Raw genomic sequence first — 20,231 nt, 5'->3', positions numbered from 1 at the left:
CGAGCGCCGGGCCGCTCCCAAGCCGGCACGCATCCCCGCGGGGGATCGGCAGCGTATTTCGCTGACGAGGGGCAGACATGACTAATCCCCTGCTCGACCGGCTCCAGCCCTACCCCTTCGAACGCCTGCGCGAGCTGACGGCGGGCATCACGCCCAACCCGGCGCTGGCACCCATCTCGCTAGGCATTGGCGAACCCCGCCACGCCGCCCCGGCGCTGATCGGGGAGGCCATCCAGGGCGCGATGAAGGGCCTTTCGGTCTATCCCGCCACGGCCGGAACGCCGGCCCTGCGCGAGGCCATTGCCGCCTGGATGGCCCGGCGCTACGGGCTGGACCTGAACCCCGCGACCCAGGTACTGCCGGTCAACGGCTCGCGGGAGGCCTTGTTCGCCATCGCGCAGACGGTGGTCGATGGCAGCCGGCCGGGGGCGACCGTCGTCTGCCCCAATCCGTTCTACCAAATCTACGAAGGCGCCGCCCTGCTGGCCGGGGCCGAGGTCGCCTTTGCCAACTCCGACCCGGCGCGCAACTTCGCGCCGGACTGGCGCCAGGTCGACGACGCCACCTGGGCGCGCACGCAGCTGGTCTACGTCTGCTCGCCGGGCAACCCCAGCGGCGCCGTGATGCCGCTGACCGAGTGGCAGGCGTTGTTCGAGCTGAGCGACCGCCACGGTTTCGTCATCGCCTCGGACGAGTGCTATTCGGAGATCTATTTCCGCGAGGAGGCGCCGCTCGGCGGCCTGGAGGCTGCCGCCAAGCTGGGGCGTCACGACTTCCGCAACCTCATCGCCTTCACCTCGCTGTCCAAGCGCTCCAACGTGCCGGGCCTGCGCTCGGGCTTCGTGGCCGGCGACGCCGCCCTGCTGAAGAAGTTCCTGCTTTACCGCACCTACCACGGCAGCGCCATGAGCCCGCTCGTGCAGGCCGCCAGCATCGCGGCCTGGGGCGACGAGACCCACGTCGTCGAGAACCGCGCCCGCTACCGCCACAAGTTCGCGGAGGTGACGCCGCTGCTCGCCGAGGTGCTGGACGTGGCCCTCCCCGACGCGGGCTTCTACCTCTGGGCCGGCGTTCCGGGCGGCGATGACGTCGCCTTCGCCCAGGGCCTGCTCGCTCAATACAATCTCGCCGTTCTCCCCGGCAGCCTGCTGGCCCGACAGGCCCACGGCCACAACCCGGGCGCCGGGCGCATCCGCCTGGCCCTGGTCGCCGACGAGGCCGAATGCCTCGAAGCCGCCCGCCGCATCGTCTCCTTTACGAACTCCCTCCCATGAACGCCGCTGAACTGCAAAGCCTGATCGACCTCGCCTGGGACAACCGCGCCTCCCTGGACCCGACCAATGCGCCCGAACTGCGCGAGGCCGTCGAGCACGTGCTGACCGAGCTGGACCACGGCCGCCTGCGCGTCGCCTCGCGCGAGGGCGTCGGCCAGTGGACGGTGCACCAGTGGATCAAGAAGGCCGTGCTGCTGTCCTTCCGCCTGAACGACAACCGCATCATGGGCGACAAGGAGCTGACCTTCTTCGACAAGGTGCCCACCAAGTTCGCCGGCATGAGCGAGGCCCAGCTGCGCGCCACCGGCGTGCGCGTGGTGCCGCCAGCCGTCGCGCGCCGCGGCAGCTTCCAGGCCAAGAACGTGGTGCTGATGCCTTCCTACGTGAACATCGGCGCCTACGTGGACGAAGGCGCCATGGTCGACACCTGGGCCACGGTGGGCTCCTGCGCCCAGATCGGCAAGAACGTGCACCTGTCCGGCGGCGTGGGCATCGGCGGCGTGCTGGAGCCGCTGCAGGCCAACCCGACCATCATCGAGGACAACTGCTTCATCGGTGCGCGCTCCGAGATCGTCGAAGGCGTCATCGTCGAGGAGAACTCGGTGATCTCCATGGGCGTCTACATCGGCCAGAGCACCCCCATCTACGACCGCGCGACCGACACCGTGAGCTACGGCCGCGTGCCGGCCGGCTCCGTCGTCATCTCGGGCAGCCTGCCCAAGGATGGCGGCCGTTACTCGCTGTACGCGGCCATCATCGTCAAGCGGGTCGATGCGCAGACGCGCTCCAAGACGAGCATCAACGAACTGCTGCGCGCCTGATATGGAACGGCCCCCGGCCCAACCCCGCGCGCTGAACGCGGCGCGTGTCTGGTCCGCCCCCCGCGGCATCGAGCCGCAAGCACATCGCCAGCGCGGGCCGGCTCGGGAGCGGCCCGGCGCTCGGCCCGAATACAAACGCGGAATGGAAAACTGATATGGCAGGCAACATGGAGCGCATCCTGCGGCTGATGGCCGACAAGGGTGCTTCGGACTGCTATCTGTCGGCCAACATGCCGGTGCTGATCCGCATCAACGGCCAGACCGTGCAGTTGTCGGACCAACTCCTGACGCCGCCCCAGCCGCGGCAGCTCATCGCCGAGGTCGTCGACCCGGCCAGCCTGGCCGAGCTGGACAACACCGGCGAGCTCAACATGGCCGTTTCGGTGAGCGGCGTGGGCAGCTTCCGCCTGTCGGGCTTCCGCCAGCGGGGCTCCATCGCCGGCGTGTTCCGCCACATCCCGCACGACATCCCGACGCTGGACAGCCTGCGCCTGCCGCCGGTGCTGGGCCAGATGATCAAGGAAAAGCGCGGCCTCATCCTGATGGTGGGCGCGACCGGCACGGGCAAGAGCACGACGCTCGCGTCCATGCTGGAGCTGCGCAACCAAACGATGACGGGTCACATCCTCACCATCGAGGACCCGATCGAATACCTCTTCAGCAACAAGCGCTCGGTGGTCAACCAGCGCGAGATCGGGCGGGACACGGCCTCGCTGCAGGTCGCGCTGAAGAACGCCCTGCGCCAGGCGCCGGACTGCATCCTGATCGGCGAGATCCGCGACCGCGACACCATGACGGCGGCCATCAGCTACGCGCTGTCGGGCCATCTGGTGCTGGCCACCCTGCACGGCAACAACACCTACCACGCGCTCAACCGCATCCTGTCGTTCTACACGCCGGAATCACGCCCGGCGCTGCTCAATGACCTGGCCGCCGGCCTCAAGGCCATCGTCTCGCAGCGCCTCGTGCGCGCGGCGGCGGGCGGCCGGGTGCCCGTCGTCGAGATCCTGCTGAACACCAAATTGACCGCCGAACTGATCGAACAAGGCGACTTCGCCGGCGTGAAGGAAGCGATGGAGAAGTCCATCGCCGAGGGCTCGCAGACCTACGAAGAACACTTCGCCAAGCTGATCACCGAAGGCATCATCACCCGCGAGGAAGGCCTGGCCTTCGCCGACTCTCCCACCAACCTGTTGTGGCGGCTGCAGAACGAGACGCCCGGCGCCCGCCTGGCCACCGCGCCGCGCAAGGAAGAGAAGGCGCCCGACGAGGCCAGCTTCACCGAAATCACCCTGGACGTCCGCAGCACTTGAAGCTGATCACCTGCATCGACACCGAAGCCGCCCGCTTGACCCAAGCGGGCGTGTTTTTTGGCCATGGCACCACGAATGCCTTCGACGAGGCCGCATGGCTCGCCCTGTGGCGCCTCGGGCTGCCGCTCGACGCCCTCGACGACCACGCCGAGCGCGAGCTGAGCGACGCCGAGGCCGCCGCCATCGCGGCCCTCGTGGACGAGCGCATCGCCACCCGCAAACCGGCCGCCTACCTCACCGGCGAGGCCTGGCTGCAGGGCGTGCCCTTCACCGTGGACGAGCGCGCCATCGTGCCGCGCAGCTTCATCGCCGAGCTGATCGCCGACGCGAGCATCGATGCCTGGCTCAGTGCAGACACCCGCCGCGTGCTCGACCTGTGCACCGGCAACGGCAGCCTGGCGGTGCTGGCGGCGATGGCCTGGCCCGACGTCGAGGTGGATGCGCTGGACATCGACCTCGGCGCGCTCGCCGTCGCGAGGCTGAATGTCGAACGCCACAACCTGGCGTTGCGCGTGCGCCTGCTGCAGGGCGACGGCCTGGAGGGCGCGCAAGGCCCTTACGACCTCATCCTGTGCAACCCGCCCTACGTCAACAGCACCAGCATGGCCGCCCTGCCGGCCGAGTACCGCGCCGAGCCCGAGCTGGCCCTGGCCGGCGGCGCCGACGGCATGGACTTCATCCGCCAGCTGCTGCATGACGCACCGGCCGCACTGACCGAGAACGGCGTGCTCGTCCTCGAGATCGGCAACGAACGCGAGCACTTCGAGGCGGCCTTCCCCACCCTCGAGGCGGTGTGGCTGGAGACCTCGGCCGGCGCCGACCAGGTGCTGCTGCTCACGCGGGAGCAGCTCGCATGATCACCTTGCGCGACGTCACCCTGCGGCGGGGCACCAAGGTCGTCCTCGACGGCGCCTCCGCCACCTTGCAACCCGGCGAGAAGGTCGGCCTCGTGGGCCGCAACGGCGCCGGCAAGTCCAGCCTCTTCGCGCTGCTCACCCACCGGCTGTCCAACGACCGCGGCGAGGTCGAAGTGCCGCGGCACTGGATGCGGGCCGAAGTGGCCCAGCACATGCCCGAGACGGACGACGGCGCGACCGACTTCGTGCTGGAAGGCGACGTGCGGCTGCAGGCCGCCAAGGCCGCCCTCGCCGCCGCCGAGGCGGCCAACGACGGCCATGCCATGGCAGAGGCCCATGCGGCTCTTTCCGACGCGGGCGCCTTCGATGCCCGCGCCCGCGCCCAGACGCTGCTGATGGGCCTGGGGTTCCGCATCGAACAGCTGGACGCGCCGGTCAACAGCTTCTCCGGCGGCTGGCGCATGCGACTGCAGCTGGCCCGCGCGCTCATGTGCCCGGCCGACCTCATGCTGCTGGACGAGCCGACCAACCACCTGGACCTCGACGCCCTGGTGTGGCTGGAGGCCTGGCTGCAGCGCTTCGAGGGCACGCTCATCGTCATCAGCCACGACCGCGAGTTCCTCGACGCCATCACCAAGGTCACCCTGCACCTCGATGAGGGCAAGCTCGTCCGCTACGGCGGCAACTACTCCAGCTTCGAGACCCAGCGCGCCGAGCGCATGGTGCTGCAGCAGGCGGCCTTCGAGAAGCAGCAGGAGAAGATGGCCCACCTGCAGAAGTTCATCGACCGCTTCAAGGCCAAGGCCAGCAAGGCCAAGCAGGCGCAAAGCCGAGTCAAGGCGCTGGAGCGCATGGAGAAGCTCGCGCCGGTGCTGACGGCGGCGGACTTCGACTTCGAGTTCCGCGAGCCGGTGAGCCTGCCCAACCCGATGCTGATGTTCGACGAACTGTCGGCAGGCTATGGCGACAAGGTCATCGTCCGCGGCGTGGACCGCTCGGTGCTGGCCGGCCAGCGCATCGGCATCCTGGGCGCGAACGGCCAGGGCAAGTCCACCCTCGTCAAGACCATTGCCGGCGCCCAGCCGCCGCTGGCGGGCCGCATGACCCAGGGCAAGGGCCTGAGCATCGGCTACTTCGCCCAGCAGGAGCTGGACGTGCTGCGCCTGGACGAAGGTCCGCTCGAACACATGGTTCGCCTGGCCAAGGACGTCGGCCCGCCCGGGCGCGAGCAGGAGTTGCGCGACTTCCTCGGCCAGTTCCGCTTCACGGGCGACATGGTGACGCAGCAGGTCGGCAGCCTCTCGGGCGGTGAGAAGGCGCGACTCGTGCTCGCCATGCTGGTGTGGCAGCGCCCCAACCTGCTGCTGCTGGACGAGCCGACCAACCACCTCGACCTGAACACCCGCGAGGCGCTGTCCATGGCCCTCAACGAGTTCGAGGGCACGGTCATGCTGGTCAGCCACGACCGCGCGCTGCTGCGCGAGGTCTGCGACGAGTTCTGGCTGGTGGCCGACGGCGTCGTCAAGCCCTTCGATGGCGACCTGGACGACTACCAGCGCTGGCTGCTCGACCAGAGCCGCGAGGCCTCACGCGCGGCCCGCAAGCCGGCGGCCGCCCCGGGCCCGGCCCCTGCGCCAGCGGCCGTGGTCGCCGCCGCGCCGCCGGCCTCGCGCGAAGACCGCAAGGCCGCTGGCCAGGCCCGCGCCAAGCGGTCGGAGCTGACACGGCCGCTGCGCCGTGAGATGGAGCAGATCGACAAGCAGATGGGCGTGCTGGCCGAGGAGAAGGCCGCGTTGGAGCAGCAGTTGGCCGACGGCGCCGCCGCCAGCGCCATCGCCGAGATCGGCCGCCGGCTCAAGGCCATCGGCGACGAACTTGAGGCGGCCGAGATGCGCTGGCTGGAACTCGGCGAGCAGATCGAGGCGATGTCGGTCTAGCTGGCCAGCACGGCGGCCAGCGCCAGCGCGCCCGGCAGGGCCTGCACGAAGAGAATCTTGCGCGAGGCCGTGGCCGCGCCGAACACGCCGGCCACGACCACGCAGCCCAGGAAGAACACCAGCCAGGGCCGGCCGGCGCCTGCGGCGCCCTGCACGAGGCCCCAGGCCAGCCCGGCCACCAGGAAGCCGTTGTAGAGGCCCTGGTTGGCCGCCAGCGCCTTGCTGCGCTCGGCGAAATCCTTGTCGAGGCCGAAGGCCTTGCGGCCGAGGGGCTTCGTCCAGAAGAACATCTCCAGCACCAGGAAGTACAGGTGCAGCAGCGCCACGAGCGCCGCCAGCACGGTAGCCAAGGTCTGCATCGCCTCGCTCCTCGTCTTGTCGTTGTTGGGGGTGGCGCATCCTCGCAGATCGCCGCACGATGACGTGTCGCGCAAAAGACCATTTGAATTGCGTGCAATTGAATTGCGCCATACATTTCCATCCATGGCGCGCAGCAAGACCCCCACCCCCGCCGCGGATCCCCGGGAGCAATGGCTCCAGCTGGACCGCCAGCTCTGCTTCGCCCTTTACGCCAGTTCGCTGGCCACCACCAAGCTCTACAAGCCCCTGCTGGCACCCCTGGGCCTCACCTACCCGCAATACCTCGTGATGCTGGTGCTGTGGGAGGCCGACGGCCTCAGCGTCTCGCAGCTGGGCCAGCGCCTCTCGCTCGACTCCGGCACGCTGACGCCCCTGCTCAAGCGCCTGGAAGCCCTCGGCCACATCGAGCGGCGCCGGGCGAGCGACGACGAGCGCCGGGTCGACATCGTCCTCACGCCGGCTGGCCGTGCCCTCAAGGCCCGGGCCCTGGACATCCCCGGCCAGCTGGCCTGCGCCGCCGCCTGCGAGCTCGACGAGCTGGTGTCGCTGACCCAGCGACTCCACCAATTGCGTGCGCAGTTCGCCAAGGCGAGCCACGACTGAGTTTTTTCCCGCCCCACCACCACCCAAGGAGCCCTTCATGGCCATCGAGAAAGCCCTCTACACCGCCACCGCCACCGCCACGGGCGGCCGCACCGGCACCGCCAAGTCGTCGGACGGCGTGCTCGACCTGGCGCTGTCCACGCCCAAGGAACTCGGCGGCGCCGGCGGCCCGGGCACCAACCCGGAGCAGCTGTTCGCCGCGGGCTATTCCGCCTGCTTCATCGGCGCGATGAAGGCCGTCGCGGCCCGCCAGAAGATCGCCCTGCCGGCCGAGGTCTCGATCACCAGCGACGTCGGCATCGGCCCCCACGCCAACAAGCCGGGCGCCTTCGGCATCCAGGTCGCGATGAAGATCTCGGTCCCGGGCATGGAGCGCGGCCAGCTGGAGTCCCTCGTCGCCACGGCTCACGAGGTCTGCCCCTACTCGAACGCCACGCGCGGCAACGTCGACGTGACGCTGACCATCGCCTGACCCCCTGATCGAGTGGAGGCCCCGGCCGCCACCGTCACGCCGTCGTCACGGCCGGCGCCGAGCATCGCGGGCTTTCCAGCCCCCCGGAGACCCGCGATGCGCCCCAGCTTCCTGCCCACCGTGTTCGCCAGCGCCCTGCTGGCACTTGCCGCGCAAAGCCGCGCAGCCGAACCGGTGCTGATCGGCATGGGCAGCCTCAGCGGCGCCATGAGCGATCTGTCCGGCCTGAACTACAACCTGGAGAGCGGCCTGTCGGCCAGCCTGCTCGGCGGCCTCGGCTCCGGCCTCGCCTGGGCGGGCGGCAACACCTTCCTGGCCCTGCCCGACCGAGGTCCCAATGCCAACGACTGGGGCGCCGCGCAGCTCGACAACACGACCTCGTTCATCAGCCGCTTCCACACCCTGCAGCTCAGCCTCGTGGCGAGCGCCGCCGGCTCGGCCCTGCCCTACACCCTGACGCCGACTCTGCAAGGGACCACGCTGCTGTCCAGCCCCACGGCCCTGAACTACGGCGCCATGGTGCCAACGCTCACCGGCCTCGTCGGCGCAGGCAGCCAGCCAGCCGGCAGCACCCAGTACTTCTCGGGCCGCTCCGACAACTTCGCCGCCGGCCTGTCGACCAACCCGAACAACGCCCGCCTCGACCCCGAAGGCCTGCGCGTCTCCAACGACGGCAAGAGCGTCTTCATCTCCGACGAGTACGGTCCCTACGTCTACCAGTTCGACCGCGCCACGGGCCAGCGCCTGCGCACCTACACCCTGCCCGACAGCTTCGCCGCGTCGCACCTCAGCTCGTCCGGCGCGGCAGAGATCGCCGGCAACACCACCGGCCGCGTCGCCAACAAGGGCATGGAGGGCCTGGCCATCTCGCCCGACGGCAAGACCCTCTTCGGCTTCATGCAGAGCCCGCTCGCGCAGGATGGCGGGGACGGCGGCCGCTACAACCGCATCGTCAAGATCGACGTCGCGAGTGGCGCGGTCAGCCAGTTCGCCTTCGACAACCAGATCAACGGCAAGGCCTACAACAGCAGCGAACTGCTCGCGCTGAACGACCACGAGCTGCTGGTGCTGGAGCGCGACGGCAAGGGCCTGGGCGACGGCTCCAAGGCGGCCGTCAAGCAGCTCGTCAAGATCGACCTGGGCGGCGCGACCGAGGTCAGCGGCATCGCCGACCTGCGCACCCAGCCGGCCGCGGCCGTCGTCGGCACGCGTTTCCTGGACATCCGCGCCGCCTTGAACGCAGCCGGCATTCCGGACGCGCAGATCCCGGCCAAGCTCGAAGGCATCGCCTTCGGCCAGGACGTCACCGTCAACGGCAAGACCATGCACACGCTGTACCTCGCCAACGACAACGACTTCCTGAGCAGCACCGTGCCCAACGGCGGCTCGACGCCCATCGCCTACGGCAACCAGTTCTACGTCTTCGGCTTCGAAGGCGGCAACCTGGTTCCGCAGTCCATCGCCGCGGCCGTACCCGAGCCCAGCAGCTACGCGATGCTTCTGGCCGGCCTCGCCGCGGTGGGTGTCGCCGCGCGCCGCCGTCGAGGCGGCTGATCAGGCCTCGGCGAGCAGGGCCAGGATCATCTCGATCCTGGCCTTCACGGGGCTCAGGGCACCGGCACTCGGCAGCAATCCCGGCAGGTTCATCACCGGGCCCGCATCGCAGCGCGTGCTGCGCCACACCTTCACGCCGGCCGCAGCCGCGGCCCGCAGCGCTTCGTCCAGCGGATGGGCGAGCGTGCCGTTGCCGGTTCCCGCGGCGATGAGGCCGTCGACGCCGGCCTGCCGCAAGGCATCCACGATGCCGCCGCTGGCGCCGGCGTGGTTCATGACGATCTCGACACGCGGCCAGCGAGCGGCCGGCCGTGCAATGCGCGCCAGCCCCAGGGCCTCGCCCGCAGGCCAGCGGCCCAGCAGGCGCACGACCCCCTCCTCCACGCGTGCGACGAGGGCTCCGTCGACCGACTCGAAGGCGTCGACCCGATAGCTGTGCGTCTTACGCACCTGCACGGCGTCATGCACGCGGCCGGCGAAGGCGACCACGACGCCGCTCGCCCCTTCCGCGGCGGCCACCTGGACCGCGTCGAACAGGTTCTGCGGGCCGTCGGGCGCCAGCGCGGTGGCCGGGCGCATCGCGGCCGTCAGCACGACCGGCTTGGCCGGCGCCAGCACGCGGTGCAGGAAGTAGGCCGTCTCCTCCAGCGTGTCGGTGCCGTGCGTAACGACGATACCGCCGACCTCCGGCCGGGCCAGGTGCTCCTGCACGGCCGCCGCGAGCCGCTGCCAGGTCGCGACGTCCATGTCCTTGCTATCGAGCTGCGCGACCTGGTGGGCCTCCAGGCGCCGCCCGGCCAGGGCCGGCACGGCAGCCAGCAAATCCTCCACGCGCAATTGCGCGGCTGTATATCCGACGCCGTCGCTGGCGGTTTTGGCGGTGCCGGCAATGGTTCCACCGGTACCGAGGATGACGATCAAGGAATCGAGGGTTTGCAATTTATTGGTTTCCTGGACAAAAATACAGGTGCTGGACAGATTGCCAGCCCATCAAAAGGCCGCCCGTGCAAGACCGACCCAAGCTTACCGCCCGTCAGCAACAGATCTTCGACCTGGTCCGCCAGGCCATCGAGACGACCGGCGCCCCGCCGACGCGCGCCGAGATCGCTGCCGAGCTGGGTTTCAAATCCGCCAATGCCGCCGAAGAACACCTGCAGGCGCTGGCCCGCAAAGGCATGCTGGAGCTGGTGGGCGGCACGTCCCGCGGCATTCGGCTCAAGTCCGACACCCTGAATGCCGTCAACCGCGCTCGCCAGGCCACCCTGCCCCTGCCGGCCCTTGCCCAACTGACGCTGCCGCTGATCGGCCGCGTCGCCGCTGGCGCCCCCATCCTGGCGCAGGAGCACGTCGAGCAGACCTATGCCGTCGAACCCAGTCTTTTCGCCCGCAAGCCCGACTACCTGCTCAAGGTCAAGGGCATGAGCATGAAGGACATCGGCATCCTCGACGGCGACCTGCTGGCCGTGCAGTCGGCCAAGGAAGCCCGCAACGGCCAGATCGTCGTGGCCCGGGTGGGCGAGGAGGTCACGGTCAAGCGCTTCAAGCGCGGGCCCGAGGGCATCCAGCTCCTGCCCGAGAACCCTGACTTCGAGCCCATCCTCGTCAACGAGCAAAGCGAAGGCTTTTCCATCGAAGGCCTCGCGGTCGGCCTGATCCGCGGCCAGGGTTTCAATTAAGCCGGCTCGCCGGCGCTGAACGGGCCTGGTCCTGGCGGGCCGGGCCCGCTCCTTTTACGGCCTGGCACGCGCCCTGCCCTGGCCAGACATGGGCAGCGCAAAGGCAGCTTCGCGAGGGGATATCCGCATCGGTATTTCCGGTTGGCGGTACGCGCCCTGGCGGGGCGTTTTCTACCCTGAAGGCCTGGCCCAGCGCCGCGAGCTGGAATTCGCCTCGCGCATGGTGCCGACCCTCGAGATCAACGGCTCCTTCTATTCGCTGCAGCACCCCGACTACTACGCCCAGTGGCGCGACGAAACGCCCGACGGCTTCGTGTTCGCCGTGAAGGGGCCGAAATACATCACCCACCTGCGCCGCCTGAAGGACGTGCGCACACCGCTGGCCAACTTCATGGCCAATGGACTGTTCGAGCTGGGCGACAAGCTGGGCCCCATCCTCTGGCAGTTCCCGCCCATGCTGCCTTTCAAGCCGGACCGCTTCGAAGCCTTCTTCGAGATGCTGCCCCACGACACCGAGGCCGCCGCGGCGCTGGCGCAAGCGCACGACGAGCGGGTGCACGGCCGTGTCACCCTGGCCATCGACCGCAAGCGGCCGATGCGCCATGCCGTCGAAATCCGGCATCCGAGCTTTGCTGACCCGACCTTCATCGCCCTGCTGCGCCGATACCGGATCGCCCTGGTCGTGGCGGACACCGCTGGCAAATGGCCACTTCTGGAAGACCTGACGGCAGACTTCGTCTACGTGCGCCTGCACGGCGACAAGGAGCTGTATGCCAGCGGCTACAGCGACGAGGCCCTGGACCGCTGGGCGGCGCGGTTCGACGCCTGGAGCCGCGGCGCCCAGGTGGCGGATGCACGCCAGGCGTCACCGCAGGCCGCACCGCGGCGCGCGCGGCGGGATGTCTACTGCTACTTCGACAACGACGTGAAGGTGCACGCGCCCTACGACGCCGCAACGCTCACCCGCAAACTCGGCTTGGACAGCCCCATCGGCGCGCGCGGGGCCCCGTTGCCACAGGAATTCATGGATAAACCGCGCCCCGGAGCACCGGGTTTCGGCACACCAGCCGACCGGGCGACAGCTCGGCCGAAATAAGCGCGGATTGCGGAAAAAGGAAAGGCGTCTGGCGATGCATTCGCCAGACGCCTTTCGCGAGGATGGTGGAGCCGGCGGGAATTGAACCCGCGTCCGCAAGCCATCACCGGGCAGTTCTACATGCTTAGCCGGCTGATTTGAATCTCACGGTCAACTCGCGCAGCGGCACGCTAGTTTTCCCGCCAGTCACTGAATCTCGCGCCGCACAGAGTGACCCCGCACGACGCCAGCCGATGTGAATGACTTCTCAGCCTTGCACCTTGCGGCGCTTGGCCCGGCCCATCGGCGAACCGTTGAGAAGCTCAACCGCAATTAAGCGGCGAGTGCGAACGTAGAGTCGTTTGCAGTTACTTTGTTTCCAGTGGTTTTACGAGCGGACTGGTGCTCGGCATGCCCTACTCCGGATCCGCACCCACGTCGAAACCAGGTCGGCCCCAGGACTTCGTATCTTAGGGCAATCCCAGACTCTTCAAGAGGTGGCCGGGCGCAGCGAGCGCCAGGTCGGCGCCCCAGCGACGGTGATCGGCCTGCGGGCCGAGATAGCCCCAGGTCGCAACGGCCGTCGCCATGCCGGCGGCCCGGCCGGCCACGATGTCGCGCTCGTCGTCTCCGACATAGAGGCAGGACTGCGGTGACACTCCCAGGCGCCGGGCGGCTTCCAGCAGCGGGGCGGGATGCGGCTTGGTGTGGCCGGTGGTGTCGCCGCCGATGATGGCACCGGCCTGGAGGCCGAGGGCCCTGGCCAGCGGCAGGGCAAAACGCTCGGCCTTGTTGGTGACGATGCCCCAGGCGAGACCGGAGTCCGCCAAACCGTCGAGTTCGGCGGCCATCCCTTCGAACACCCGGGTGCTGTCGAACATCAAGCCTTCGTAGACGTCGAGGAACTCGCGCTTGAGCGCGTCGTAGCCTGCAGCGCCTGGGCTGACGCCAAAGGCCTGGCCCAGCATGCCGCGGGCGCCGGACCCGCCATGGGGCCGGTAGGCGGCGAAAGGCAAGGGCTCCAACCCGCGGCCGGCCCGCATGGCGTTGGCCGCGGCAGCCAGATCGGCCACGCTGTCGATCAGCGTGCCGTCCAGGTCGTAGAGCACGGCCCGCAGGTGACTCCAGCGGACGGCAGGATTCACGGAGCCCGCCGGCAGGCCAGCAGGTAGTTCACGTCCGTATCGCTGCCCAGGCTGTACCGCTGCGTCAGCGGGTTGTAGCTGAGGCCGCGGCTGGCCTCGAGTTCCAGCCCGGCATCGCGGCAGAACTGCGCCAGTTCGGACGGCTTGAGGAAGCGGGCGTATTCGTGCGTGCCCTTGGGCAGCATGCGCAGCACGTACTCGGCACCGACGATGGCGAGCAGGAAGGCCTTGGCATTGCGGTTGAGCGTCGATAGGAACACCCAGCCGCCCGGCTTCACGAGGGTGGCGCAGGCGCGCACGACCGAGGCGGGGTCGGGCACGTGCTCCAGCATCTCCATGCAGGTGACGGCATCGAAGGCGCCGGGCTGCTCCGCGGCCAGCGCCTCGACGGCGATCTCGCGGTACTCGACGCCCTCGGTGCCGGCCTCCATGGCGTGCAGCTCGGCTACGCGCAACGGTTTGGTGGACAGGTCGATGCCCAGCACACGGGCTCCGGCGCGAGCCATGGAGTCGCTCAGGATGCCGCCGCCGCATCCCACGTCGACGACGCGCTTGCCAGCGAGGGGGCAGAGCTGCTGGATCCACGCCAGCCGCAGGGGATTGATGTCGTGCAGGGGTTTGAAGTCGCTTTCAGGGTCCCACCAGCGGTGGGCCAGCTCGCCGAACTTGGCGAGCTCTTGCGGGTCGGCATTGATCATGGCGGGGACAAGAAGAAAAGCCCCGACGGCGGACCGTGCGGGGCTTGAAGGCTTCACAAGGCGCCCGAGGGCGCCTGGACCTTACTTGTTGCGCGTACCGACGACTTCGATCTCGGTGCGGCGGTTCTTGGCGCGGCCTTCCGCAGTCTTGTTGTCGGCCACGGGCTGCTTCTCGCCCTTGCCTTCGGTGTAGACGCGGTTCGGCTCGACGCCCTTGCTCACCAGGTAGGCCTTGACGGCTTCCGAGCGGCGGATGGACAGCTTCTGGTTGTAGGCGTCGCTGCCGACCGAGTCGGTGTGGCCGACGGCGATGATGACTTCCAGGTTGATGCCCTTGGTCTTGCTGACCAGGTCGTCCAGCTTGGCCTTAGCTTCAGGCTTCAGCGTCGACTTGTCGAAGTCGAAGAAGGTGTCAGCCGCGAAGGTGACCTTCTCGCTGACCGGGGCCGGCGGAGGCGTCACGGCCTTCGGAGGAGCCGGCGGGGGCGACGGCGGCGGGGGGGCGACCGGAGCCGGGGCCTCGACCTTCGGTGCGGGCTTGATCTCGCCGTCGCAACCCTTGGCGGCCGTGGCGGGCGTCCAGAAGTTGTCGCGCCAGCAATATTCGTTGGTGCCGTTCTTCCAGACGGTACCGTCGGTAGCGCGCCAGTTGTCGACCGTCTGTGCCAGCGCGCTCGACGACGCCGCAGCGGCGACCGCAGCCACCGCAAACAGCGACGCCACGCGATTCAGTTTCTTCATGATTCTCCTCTCAAGGAATGCCGCAGTTGCCCTGCGAGAGTCAGTACTCAACCTCTAACCTTAGGAGAGACTTTAGGGTTTCTCCTAGGGACTCGACGATTGTGCCATGTGGGCACCGAGACGGACGCATTGTGGCGGCCTACGTTCGTGGGCACGGTGACGATGTTGCGCTGCTGCTACAAGGAGGCGCGCGCCTTAGAATTCGCGCTTTTCACCTACCTCCAAGGACGCCGCGCCCATGTAGGCGCGAGCCCAGCTGCGCATGACCCAGTTCGCCAAGGAAACCCTGCCGATCAGCCTTGAGGAGGAGATGCGCCGCTCCTACCTCGATTACGCGATGAGCGTGATCGTGGGACGCGCCCTGCCCGACGCGCGCGACGGCCTCAAGCCCGTGCATCGCCGCGTGTTGTTCGCCATGCACGAACTGAACAACGACTGGAACCGGCCGTACAAGAAATCGGCCCGTATCGTCGGCGACGTCATCGGTAAATATCACCCGCACGGCGATACCGCCGTCTACGACACCATCGTGCGGATGGCGCAGGATTTTTCCCTGCGTCACATGCTGGTCGATGGACAGGGCAATTTCGGTTCGGTCGACGGCGACAACGCCGCGGCCATGCGATACACCGAAATTCGCCTGGACAAGATCGCCCACGAAATGCTGGCCGATATCGACAAGGAAACCGTCGATTTCGGGCCGAATTACGACGGCAGCGAAAAAGAGCCCCTGGTTTTGCCGACCCGGCTGCCCAATCTGCTGGTCAACGGCTCGGCCGGCATCGCCGTCGGCATGGCCACCAACATCCCGCCGCACAACCTCAACGAGGTCGTCGACGCCTGCCTGTTCGCGCTCAAGAGCCCCGAGTGCACGGTGGACGAGCTGATGGAAATCATCCCGGCGCCCGACTTCCCGACCGCCGGCATCATCTACGGCCTGGCCGGCGTGCGCGACGGCTACCGCACCGGGCGTGGCCGCGTGGTCATGCGCGCCAAGGTGCACTTCGAGGACATCGACAAGGGCTCGCGCCAGGCGATCATCGTTGACGAGATCCCCTACCAGGTCAACAAGAAGACCCTGCTCGAACGCATCGCCGAGCTGGTGCACGAGAAGAAGATCGAGGGCATCAGCCACATCCAGGACGAGTCCGACAAGTCCGGCATGCGCGTGGTCATCGAGCTCAAGCGCGGCGAGGTGCCCGAGGTCGTCCTGAACAACCTCTACAAGCAGACCCAGCTGCAGGACAGCTTCGGCATGAACATGGTCGCCCTCGTGGACGGCCAGCCCAAGCTCTGCAATCTGCGCGACATGATCGTCGTCTTCCTGGAGCACCGCCGCGAAGTGGTGACCCGCCGGACGATCTACGAGCTGCGCAAGGCCCGCGAGCGCGGCCACGTGCTGGAAGGCCTGGCCGTGGCCCTGGCCAACATCGACGAGTTCATCGAGACCATCAAGACCTCGCCGACGCCGCCGGTCGCCAAGGCGGCGCTGATGTCCAAGAGCTGGGATTCGTCGCTGGTGCGGGAGATGCTGTCGCGCGCCGAGAACCAGACGCCCGGCGGCCGGGCCGCCTTCCGCCCCGAGGGCCTCGAGCCCCAGTTCGGCATGCAGGCGGACGGCCTCTACCGGCTGTCGGAGGCGCAGGCCGGCGAGATCCTGCAGATGCGCCTGCAGCGCCTGACGGGCCTGGAGCAGGACAAGATCGTCGGCGAGTACAAGGACGTGATGGCGCAGATCGCCGACTTGCTGAACATCCTGGCCACGCCGCAGCGCGTCACCACCATCATCGGCGAGGAACTGCTGCAGCTGAAGACGGAGTTCGGGCAGACCAAGCTGGGCGCGCGCCGCAGCGTCATCGAGCACAACGCGCAGGAACTCGGCACCGAAGACCTCATCACGCCCACCGACATGGTCGTGACGCTGTCCCACACCGGCTACATCAAGAGCCAGGCGCTCTCCGAATACCGCGCCCAGCGCCGCGGCGGGCGTGGCAAGCAGGCCACCGCGACCAAGGACGACGACTGGATCGACCAGCTCTTCATCGCCAACACGCACGACTGGATCCTGTGCTTCTCCAACCGTGGCCGCGTCTACTGGCTCAAGGTCTGGGAAGTGCCGCAGGGTTCGCGCAACTCGCGCGGCAAACCCATCGTCAACATGTTCCCGCTGCAGGCGGACGAGAAGATCACCGTCGTGCTGCCGCTGACCGGCGAATTCCGCAGCTTCCCTGAAGACCATTTCATCTTCATGGCCACCGCCATGGGCACGGTCAAGAAGACCTCGCTGAAGGACTTCAGCAACCCGCGCAAGGCCGGCATCATCGCCGTGGACCTGGACGCGGGCGACCACCTCATCGGCGCCGCGCTGACCGACGGCCAGCACGACGTCATGCTGTTCAGCGACGGCGGCAAGGCCGTGCGCTTCGACGAGGACGACGTGCGTCCCATGGGCCGTACCGCCCGCGGCGTGCGCGGCATGATGCTCGAGCCCGACCAGCGCCTCATCGCCATGCTGGTGGCCGAGGACGAGACGCAGAGCGTGCTGACCGCCACCGAGAACGGCTACGGCAAGCGCACCTCCATCGTCGAATACACCCGCCACGGCCGCGGCACCAAGGGCATGATCGCCATCCAGCAAAGCGAGCGCAACGGCCGCGTCGTGGCCGCCACGCTGGTGCGCCCGGAGGACGAGATCATGCTCATCACCGACAAGGGCGTGCTGGTGCGCACCCGCGTCAGCGAGATCCGCGAACTCGGCCGCGCGACGCAAGGCGTCACGCTGATCGCCCTCGACGACGGCAGCAAGCTCTCGGGCCTGCAGCGCATCGTCGAGAACGACGCCAACGAGGCCGACACGGCAGCCGACCCCACCGATGCCGCGCCGACCGACGACACCCCCGAAGCACCCAAGGACTGACATGACTTCTCGCAAGCTGGGCCTGGCCCTCGCCCTGGCCCTCGCCGCCGGCACCGCCCTGGCGGACCCCTCCCCCGCCAAGAAGGCCCTCATCGACAAGATCGTCGCGCTGCAGCAGCAGGGCCTGGCCGAAGGGCTGGCCGCCAACATCATCCAGGGCCCGCTGTCGCAGTTGACCCAGGCGGGCCGCGCCGCCCTTCAACAGGTGCCCGCTGACAAGCGGGAAGCCACGGCCAAGGCCATGGACGGCGACCTGAAGAAGTTCGTCGAGGAGAACGTGCCCTACCTGAAGGACAAGATCTCCAAGGCCGTGCCCAACACGGCTTCGGCCCTGCTGGACGAACGCTTCAACGAGGACGAACTGAAGCAGATCCTGGCCTGGGCAGAATCGCCGGTCAGCCAGAAGTTCGGCCTGGCGAGTGTCGAGCTGCAAAAGGCGGTTGCGCAGAAGGTGATGTCCGAAGCCGGCCCGACCCTGGACGGCCGGCTCAAGACCCTGCAGGCCAACCTGGCCAAGCAGCTCGGCCTGCAACCCCCGCCCGCGGCCGCCCCCAAGCCCGCGGCGTCCACGCCCAAGAAGTAGCCCGCTCCCATCCGCTCGATGACCTCTGCCCGCCCGTTCAACTTTTCCGCCGGTCCCGCCACCCTGCCCGAACCCGTGCTCCGCCAGGTGGCGGCCGAGATGCTGGACTGGCACGGCAGCGGCATGAGCGTCATGGAGATGAGCCACCGCGGCAAGGAGTTCATCTCCATCGCCGAGGCGGCCGAGCGCGACCTGCGCGAGCTGCTGTCCGTGCCCGAGGGCTTCCGCGTGCTCTTCATGCAGGGCGGCGGCCTGGGCGAGAACGCCATCGTGCCGATGAACCTGAGCCGTGGCGGCAAGGTCGACGTCGTCGTCACTGGCTCCTGGTCGCGCAAGAGCGCCGCCGAAGCTCGCCGTTATGCCAACGTGCAGATCGCCGCCGAAGGCAATGGCCGCGAGATCCCGCGCGACTGGCGGTTGCGCGACGACGCGGCCTACGTCCACGTCTGCTCGAACGAAACCATCGACGGCGTCGAGTTCCACGACCTGCCCCATCTCACCCATGGCGTGCCGCTGGTCATCGACTGCTCGTCCCACCTGCTGTCCCGCCCCATCGACTGGAGCCGCGTCGGCCTGGCCTTCGGCGGCGCGCAGAAGAACATCGGCCCGGCCGGCCTGACCCTCGTCTTCGTGCGCGAGGAGCTGCTCGGCCACGCCCTGGACATCTGCCCCTCGGCCTTCAACTACGCCACCGTGGCGGCGGCGCACTCGATGTTCAACACGCCGCCCACCTTCGCCATCTACGTGGCCGGCCTGGTGTTCCAGTGGGCCAGGCAGTTCGAGTACGCCGGCAAGCGCGGCCTCGCGGCCCTCGAGCAGCGCAACATCGACAAGGCCGGCCTGCTGTACTCGGCCCTCGACGCCTCGGGCTTCTACGAGAACCGCGTCGACCTGGCCTGCCGCTCCCGCATGAACGTGCCCTTCTTCCTCCAGGACGAAGCCCTCAACGAGACCTTCCTCGCCGAGGCCAAGGCGGCCGGCCTGCTGCAGCTCAAGGGCCACAAGACGGTCGGAGGCATGCGCGCCTCCATCTACAACGCCATGCCGCTTGAAGGCGTGCAGGCCCTCGTCGGCTTCCTGAAGGATTTCGAGGCCCGCCATGGCTGAGCCCGTCGCCTCGGCCGCCCTGCTCGCCCTGCGCGACCAGATCGACTCCCTGGACCGCCAGCTGCTCGACCTGCTGAACCAGCGCGCCCGCGTGGCCGAGCAGGTGGGCGAGATCAAGCGCGCAGAAGGCACGCCCTTCTTCCGCCCTGACCGCGTCGCCCAGGTCATCGACAAGATCCGCGCCGCCAACCCCGGCCCGCTGAAGGCCGAGCACGTGGCCGCCATCTGGCGCGAGATCATGTCGGCCTGCCTGGCGCTCGAGTCGCCGCAGCGCGTGGCCGTGCTCGGCCCGGTGGGCACCTTCTGCGAGCAGGCCGCCATCGAATACTTCGGCGGCGCCGCCGACCTCGTCTACTGCACGAGCTTCGACGAGGTCTTCCACGCCACGGCCAGCGGCAGCGCCCAGTTCGGCGTCGTCGGTGTCGAGAACATGACCGAGGGCGTCGTCACCCGCTCGCTCGACCTCTTCCTGCACACGCCCTGCCACGTGGTCGGCGAGGTCAGCCTGCTGATCCGCCACAACCTGATGTGCAAGGAGCCGTCGATGCGCGGCATCCAGGCGGTGCTCGCCCATCCGCAGGCCCTGGCCCAATGCCAGGGCTGGCTGAACAAGCACCTGCCCGACGTCGAGCGCCGCGCCGTCTCCAGCAATGCCGAAGGTGCACGCCTGGCCGCCACCAACCCGTCCTGGGCCGCCCTCGGCAGCGAGCGCGCCTCCACCCTGTTCGGCCTGCACATCGTCGCCCACGCCGTCCAGGACGAGGCTTACAACCGCACCCGCTTCGCCATCATCTGCCTGCCGCAGACCATGGCCACGCCGCCAGCCACCGGCCGCGACTGCACCAGCCTCGTCGTCTCCGTGCCCAACCGCCCGGGCGCCATGCACGACCTGCTGGTGCCGCTCAAGACCCACGGCGTCTCCATGACCCGCCTGGAGTCGCGCCCGGCCCGCACCGGCCAGTGGGACTACTACTTCTACATCGACCTCGACGGCCATCCCAGCCAGCCGAACGTCGCGGCGGCCCTGGCCGAACTGCGCGAGATCTGCGCCTTCTTCAAGATGCTGGGCGCCTACCCGGTCAAGAACTGAGCGGGCGG

Annotated in this window: 18 protein-coding genes, 1 other RNA gene and 2 pseudogenes; 15 read left to right on the top strand and 6 right to left on the bottom strand. The window is 68.6% G+C overall.

What is annotated here, in order from left to right; genetic code table 11:
- Nucleotides 1-77: 77 nt before the first annotated feature.
- From dapC to LXT12_RS19005, 5 genes are all read left to right on the top strand, one after another.
- Nucleotides 78-1,274, top strand: coding sequence for a succinyldiaminopimelate transaminase (gene dapC / locus LXT12_RS19025; RefSeq protein WP_233393868.1), 1,197 nt, complete (start codon nt 78-80; stop codon nt 1,272-1,274).
- Nucleotides 1,271-2,095, top strand: a complete 825-nt coding sequence (gene dapD / locus LXT12_RS19020) for a 2,3,4,5-tetrahydropyridine-2,6-dicarboxylate N-succinyltransferase (protein WP_233393867.1) — start codon at nt 1,271-1,273, stop codon at nt 2,093-2,095. Before dapC ends, dapD begins: the two co-directional genes overlap by 4 nt.
- A gap of 155 nt (nt 2,096-2,250) precedes the next feature.
- The gene (locus LXT12_RS19015) at nt 2,251-3,408 is read left to right on the top strand and encodes a PilT/PilU family type 4a pilus ATPase (protein ID WP_233393866.1); all 1,158 of its coding nucleotides are present in this window, start codon (nt 2,251-2,253) and stop codon (nt 3,406-3,408) included.
- Nucleotides 3,405-4,265: a 50S ribosomal protein L3 N(5)-glutamine methyltransferase gene (prmB, locus tag LXT12_RS19010; protein ID WP_233393865.1), complete on the top strand. Its 861-nt coding sequence runs from the start codon at nt 3,405-3,407 to the stop codon at nt 4,263-4,265. The genes LXT12_RS19015 and prmB overlap by 4 nt, the downstream gene beginning before the upstream one ends.
- Nucleotides 4,262-6,202, top strand: coding sequence for an ATP-binding cassette domain-containing protein (locus LXT12_RS19005; RefSeq protein ID WP_233393864.1), 1,941 nt, complete (start codon nt 4,262-4,264; stop codon nt 6,200-6,202). The genes prmB and LXT12_RS19005 overlap by 4 nt, the downstream gene beginning before the upstream one ends.
- Here the strand turns inward: LXT12_RS19005 and LXT12_RS19000 are convergent.
- A complete protein-coding gene (locus tag LXT12_RS19000) occupies nt 6,199-6,561 on the bottom strand; it encodes a DUF1304 domain-containing protein (RefSeq protein ID WP_233393863.1) in 363 nt (120 codons plus the stop codon). The two genes, LXT12_RS19005 and LXT12_RS19000, sit on opposite strands and share 4 nt — an antisense overlap.
- A gap of 124 nt (nt 6,562-6,685) precedes the next feature.
- Between LXT12_RS19000 and LXT12_RS18995 the strand changes: the two genes are divergently transcribed.
- From LXT12_RS18995 to LXT12_RS27145, 4 genes and pseudogenes are all read left to right on the top strand, one after another.
- A complete protein-coding gene (locus tag LXT12_RS18995) occupies nt 6,686-7,165 on the top strand; it encodes a MarR family winged helix-turn-helix transcriptional regulator (protein WP_233393862.1) in 480 nt (159 codons plus the stop codon).
- A gap of 37 nt (nt 7,166-7,202) precedes the next feature.
- Nucleotides 7,203-7,637, top strand: a complete 435-nt coding sequence (locus LXT12_RS18990) for an organic hydroperoxide resistance protein (RefSeq protein WP_233393861.1) — start codon at nt 7,203-7,205, stop codon at nt 7,635-7,637.
- 96 nt (nt 7,638-7,733) lie between these two features.
- Nucleotides 7,734-8,984: pseudogene (locus tag LXT12_RS18985) on the top strand (esterase-like activity of phytase family protein); the annotation flags it as partial.
- A gap of 108 nt (nt 8,985-9,092) precedes the next feature.
- Nucleotides 9,093-9,191 (top strand): annotated as a pseudogene (locus tag LXT12_RS27145) (PEPxxWA-CTERM sorting domain-containing protein); the annotation flags it as partial.
- Here the strand turns inward: LXT12_RS27145 and LXT12_RS18980 are convergent.
- The gene (locus LXT12_RS18980) at nt 9,192-10,130 is read right to left on the bottom strand and encodes an asparaginase (RefSeq protein WP_233393859.1); all 939 of its coding nucleotides are present in this window, start codon (nt 10,128-10,130) and stop codon (nt 9,192-9,194) included.
- A gap of 65 nt (nt 10,131-10,195) precedes the next feature.
- Between LXT12_RS18980 and lexA the strand changes: the two genes are divergently transcribed.
- A complete protein-coding gene (gene lexA / locus LXT12_RS18975) occupies nt 10,196-10,867 on the top strand; it encodes a transcriptional repressor LexA (RefSeq protein ID WP_233393858.1) in 672 nt (223 codons plus the stop codon).
- A gap of 88 nt (nt 10,868-10,955) precedes the next feature.
- Nucleotides 10,956-11,963, top strand: a complete 1,008-nt coding sequence (locus LXT12_RS18970) for a DUF72 domain-containing protein (protein WP_233393857.1) — start codon at nt 10,956-10,958, stop codon at nt 11,961-11,963.
- Nucleotides 11,964-12,026: 63 nt separating this feature from the next.
- On the opposite strand, the gene ssrA is transcribed toward LXT12_RS18970, so the two are convergent.
- From ssrA to ompA, 4 genes are all read right to left on the bottom strand, one after another.
- Nucleotides 12,027-12,399: a transfer-messenger RNA gene (ssrA, locus tag LXT12_RS18965) on the bottom strand.
- Between the two features lie 13 nt (nt 12,400-12,412).
- The gene (locus tag LXT12_RS18960; RefSeq protein WP_233393856.1) at nt 12,413-13,051 is read right to left on the bottom strand and encodes an HAD family hydrolase; all 639 of its coding nucleotides are present in this window, start codon (nt 13,049-13,051) and stop codon (nt 12,413-12,415) included.
- Between the two features lie 32 nt (nt 13,052-13,083).
- Nucleotides 13,084-13,785, bottom strand: coding sequence for a bifunctional 2-polyprenyl-6-hydroxyphenol methylase/3-demethylubiquinol 3-O-methyltransferase UbiG (gene ubiG, locus LXT12_RS18955; RefSeq protein WP_233393855.1), 702 nt, complete (start codon nt 13,783-13,785; stop codon nt 13,084-13,086).
- Between the two features lie 81 nt (nt 13,786-13,866).
- Entirely contained in the window at nt 13,867-14,526 is a 660-nt protein-coding gene (gene ompA, locus LXT12_RS18950) for an outer membrane protein OmpA (RefSeq protein WP_233393854.1), read from the bottom strand.
- Nucleotides 14,527-14,788: 262 nt separating this feature from the next.
- Between ompA and gyrA the strand changes: the two genes are divergently transcribed.
- From gyrA to pheA, 4 genes are read left to right on the top strand one after another with little or no spacing between them, the layout of a single operon-like run.
- Nucleotides 14,789-17,443, top strand: coding sequence for a DNA gyrase subunit A (gene gyrA / locus LXT12_RS18945; RefSeq protein WP_233393853.1), 2,655 nt, complete (start codon nt 14,789-14,791; stop codon nt 17,441-17,443).
- 1 nt (nt 17,444) lies between these two features.
- Nucleotides 17,445-18,026: a DUF2059 domain-containing protein gene (locus tag LXT12_RS18940; RefSeq protein WP_233393852.1), complete on the top strand. Its 582-nt coding sequence runs from the start codon at nt 17,445-17,447 to the stop codon at nt 18,024-18,026.
- 18 nt (nt 18,027-18,044) lie between these two features.
- Nucleotides 18,045-19,133, top strand: a complete 1,089-nt coding sequence (serC, locus tag LXT12_RS18935; RefSeq protein ID WP_233393851.1) for a 3-phosphoserine/phosphohydroxythreonine transaminase — start codon at nt 18,045-18,047, stop codon at nt 19,131-19,133.
- On the top strand, nt 19,126-20,223 hold the full coding sequence (gene pheA / locus LXT12_RS18930) for a prephenate dehydratase (protein ID WP_233393850.1): 1,098 nt from the start codon (nt 19,126-19,128) through the stop codon (nt 20,221-20,223). Before serC ends, pheA begins: the two co-directional genes overlap by 8 nt.
- Nucleotides 20,224-20,231: the final 8 nt, after the last annotated feature.

This window comes from Pelomonas caseinilytica (assembly GCF_021353235.1).
GTDB classification, from domain to species: Bacteria; Pseudomonadota; Gammaproteobacteria; order Burkholderiales; family Burkholderiaceae_C; genus Pelomonas; species Pelomonas caseinilytica.
Note: the sequence above shows the minus strand (reverse complement) of the source record. Positions and strands in the feature narration are given on the sequence as shown.

Excerpts from the sequence above, each read along its gene's own strand:
- LXT12_RS18990 (WP_233393861.1), top strand. The coding sequence starts at position 7,203 with ATGGCCATCGAGAAAGCCCTCTACACCGCCACCGCCACCGCCACGGGC.
- LXT12_RS19015 (WP_233393866.1), top strand. The coding sequence starts at position 2,251 with ATGGCAGGCAACATGGAGCGCATCCTGCGGCTGATGGCCGACAAGGGT.
- gyrA (WP_233393853.1), top strand. The coding sequence starts at position 14,789 with ATGACCCAGTTCGCCAAGGAAACCCTGCCGATCAGCCTTGAGGAGGAG.
- dapD (WP_233393867.1), top strand. The coding sequence starts at position 1,271 with ATGAACGCCGCTGAACTGCAAAGCCTGATCGACCTCGCCTGGGACAAC.
- LXT12_RS18970 (WP_233393857.1), top strand. The coding sequence starts at position 10,956 with ATGGGCAGCGCAAAGGCAGCTTCGCGAGGGGATATCCGCATCGGTATT.
- LXT12_RS18940 (WP_233393852.1), top strand. The coding sequence starts at position 17,445 with ATGACTTCTCGCAAGCTGGGCCTGGCCCTCGCCCTGGCCCTCGCCGCC.
- ompA (WP_233393854.1), bottom strand. The coding sequence starts at position 14,526 with ATGAAGAAACTGAATCGCGTGGCGTCGCTGTTTGCGGTGGCTGCGGTC.
- serC (WP_233393851.1), top strand. The coding sequence starts at position 18,045 with ATGACCTCTGCCCGCCCGTTCAACTTTTCCGCCGGTCCCGCCACCCTG.
- LXT12_RS19005 (WP_233393864.1), top strand. The coding sequence starts at position 4,262 with ATGATCACCTTGCGCGACGTCACCCTGCGGCGGGGCACCAAGGTCGTC.
- LXT12_RS19000 (WP_233393863.1), bottom strand. The coding sequence starts at position 6,561 with ATGCAGACCTTGGCTACCGTGCTGGCGGCGCTCGTGGCGCTGCTGCAC.
- ubiG (WP_233393855.1), bottom strand. The coding sequence starts at position 13,785 with ATGATCAATGCCGACCCGCAAGAGCTCGCCAAGTTCGGCGAGCTGGCC.
- LXT12_RS18995 (WP_233393862.1), top strand. The coding sequence starts at position 6,686 with ATGGCGCGCAGCAAGACCCCCACCCCCGCCGCGGATCCCCGGGAGCAA.
- dapC (WP_233393868.1), top strand. The coding sequence starts at position 78 with ATGACTAATCCCCTGCTCGACCGGCTCCAGCCCTACCCCTTCGAACGC.
- pheA (WP_233393850.1), top strand. The coding sequence starts at position 19,126 with ATGGCTGAGCCCGTCGCCTCGGCCGCCCTGCTCGCCCTGCGCGACCAG.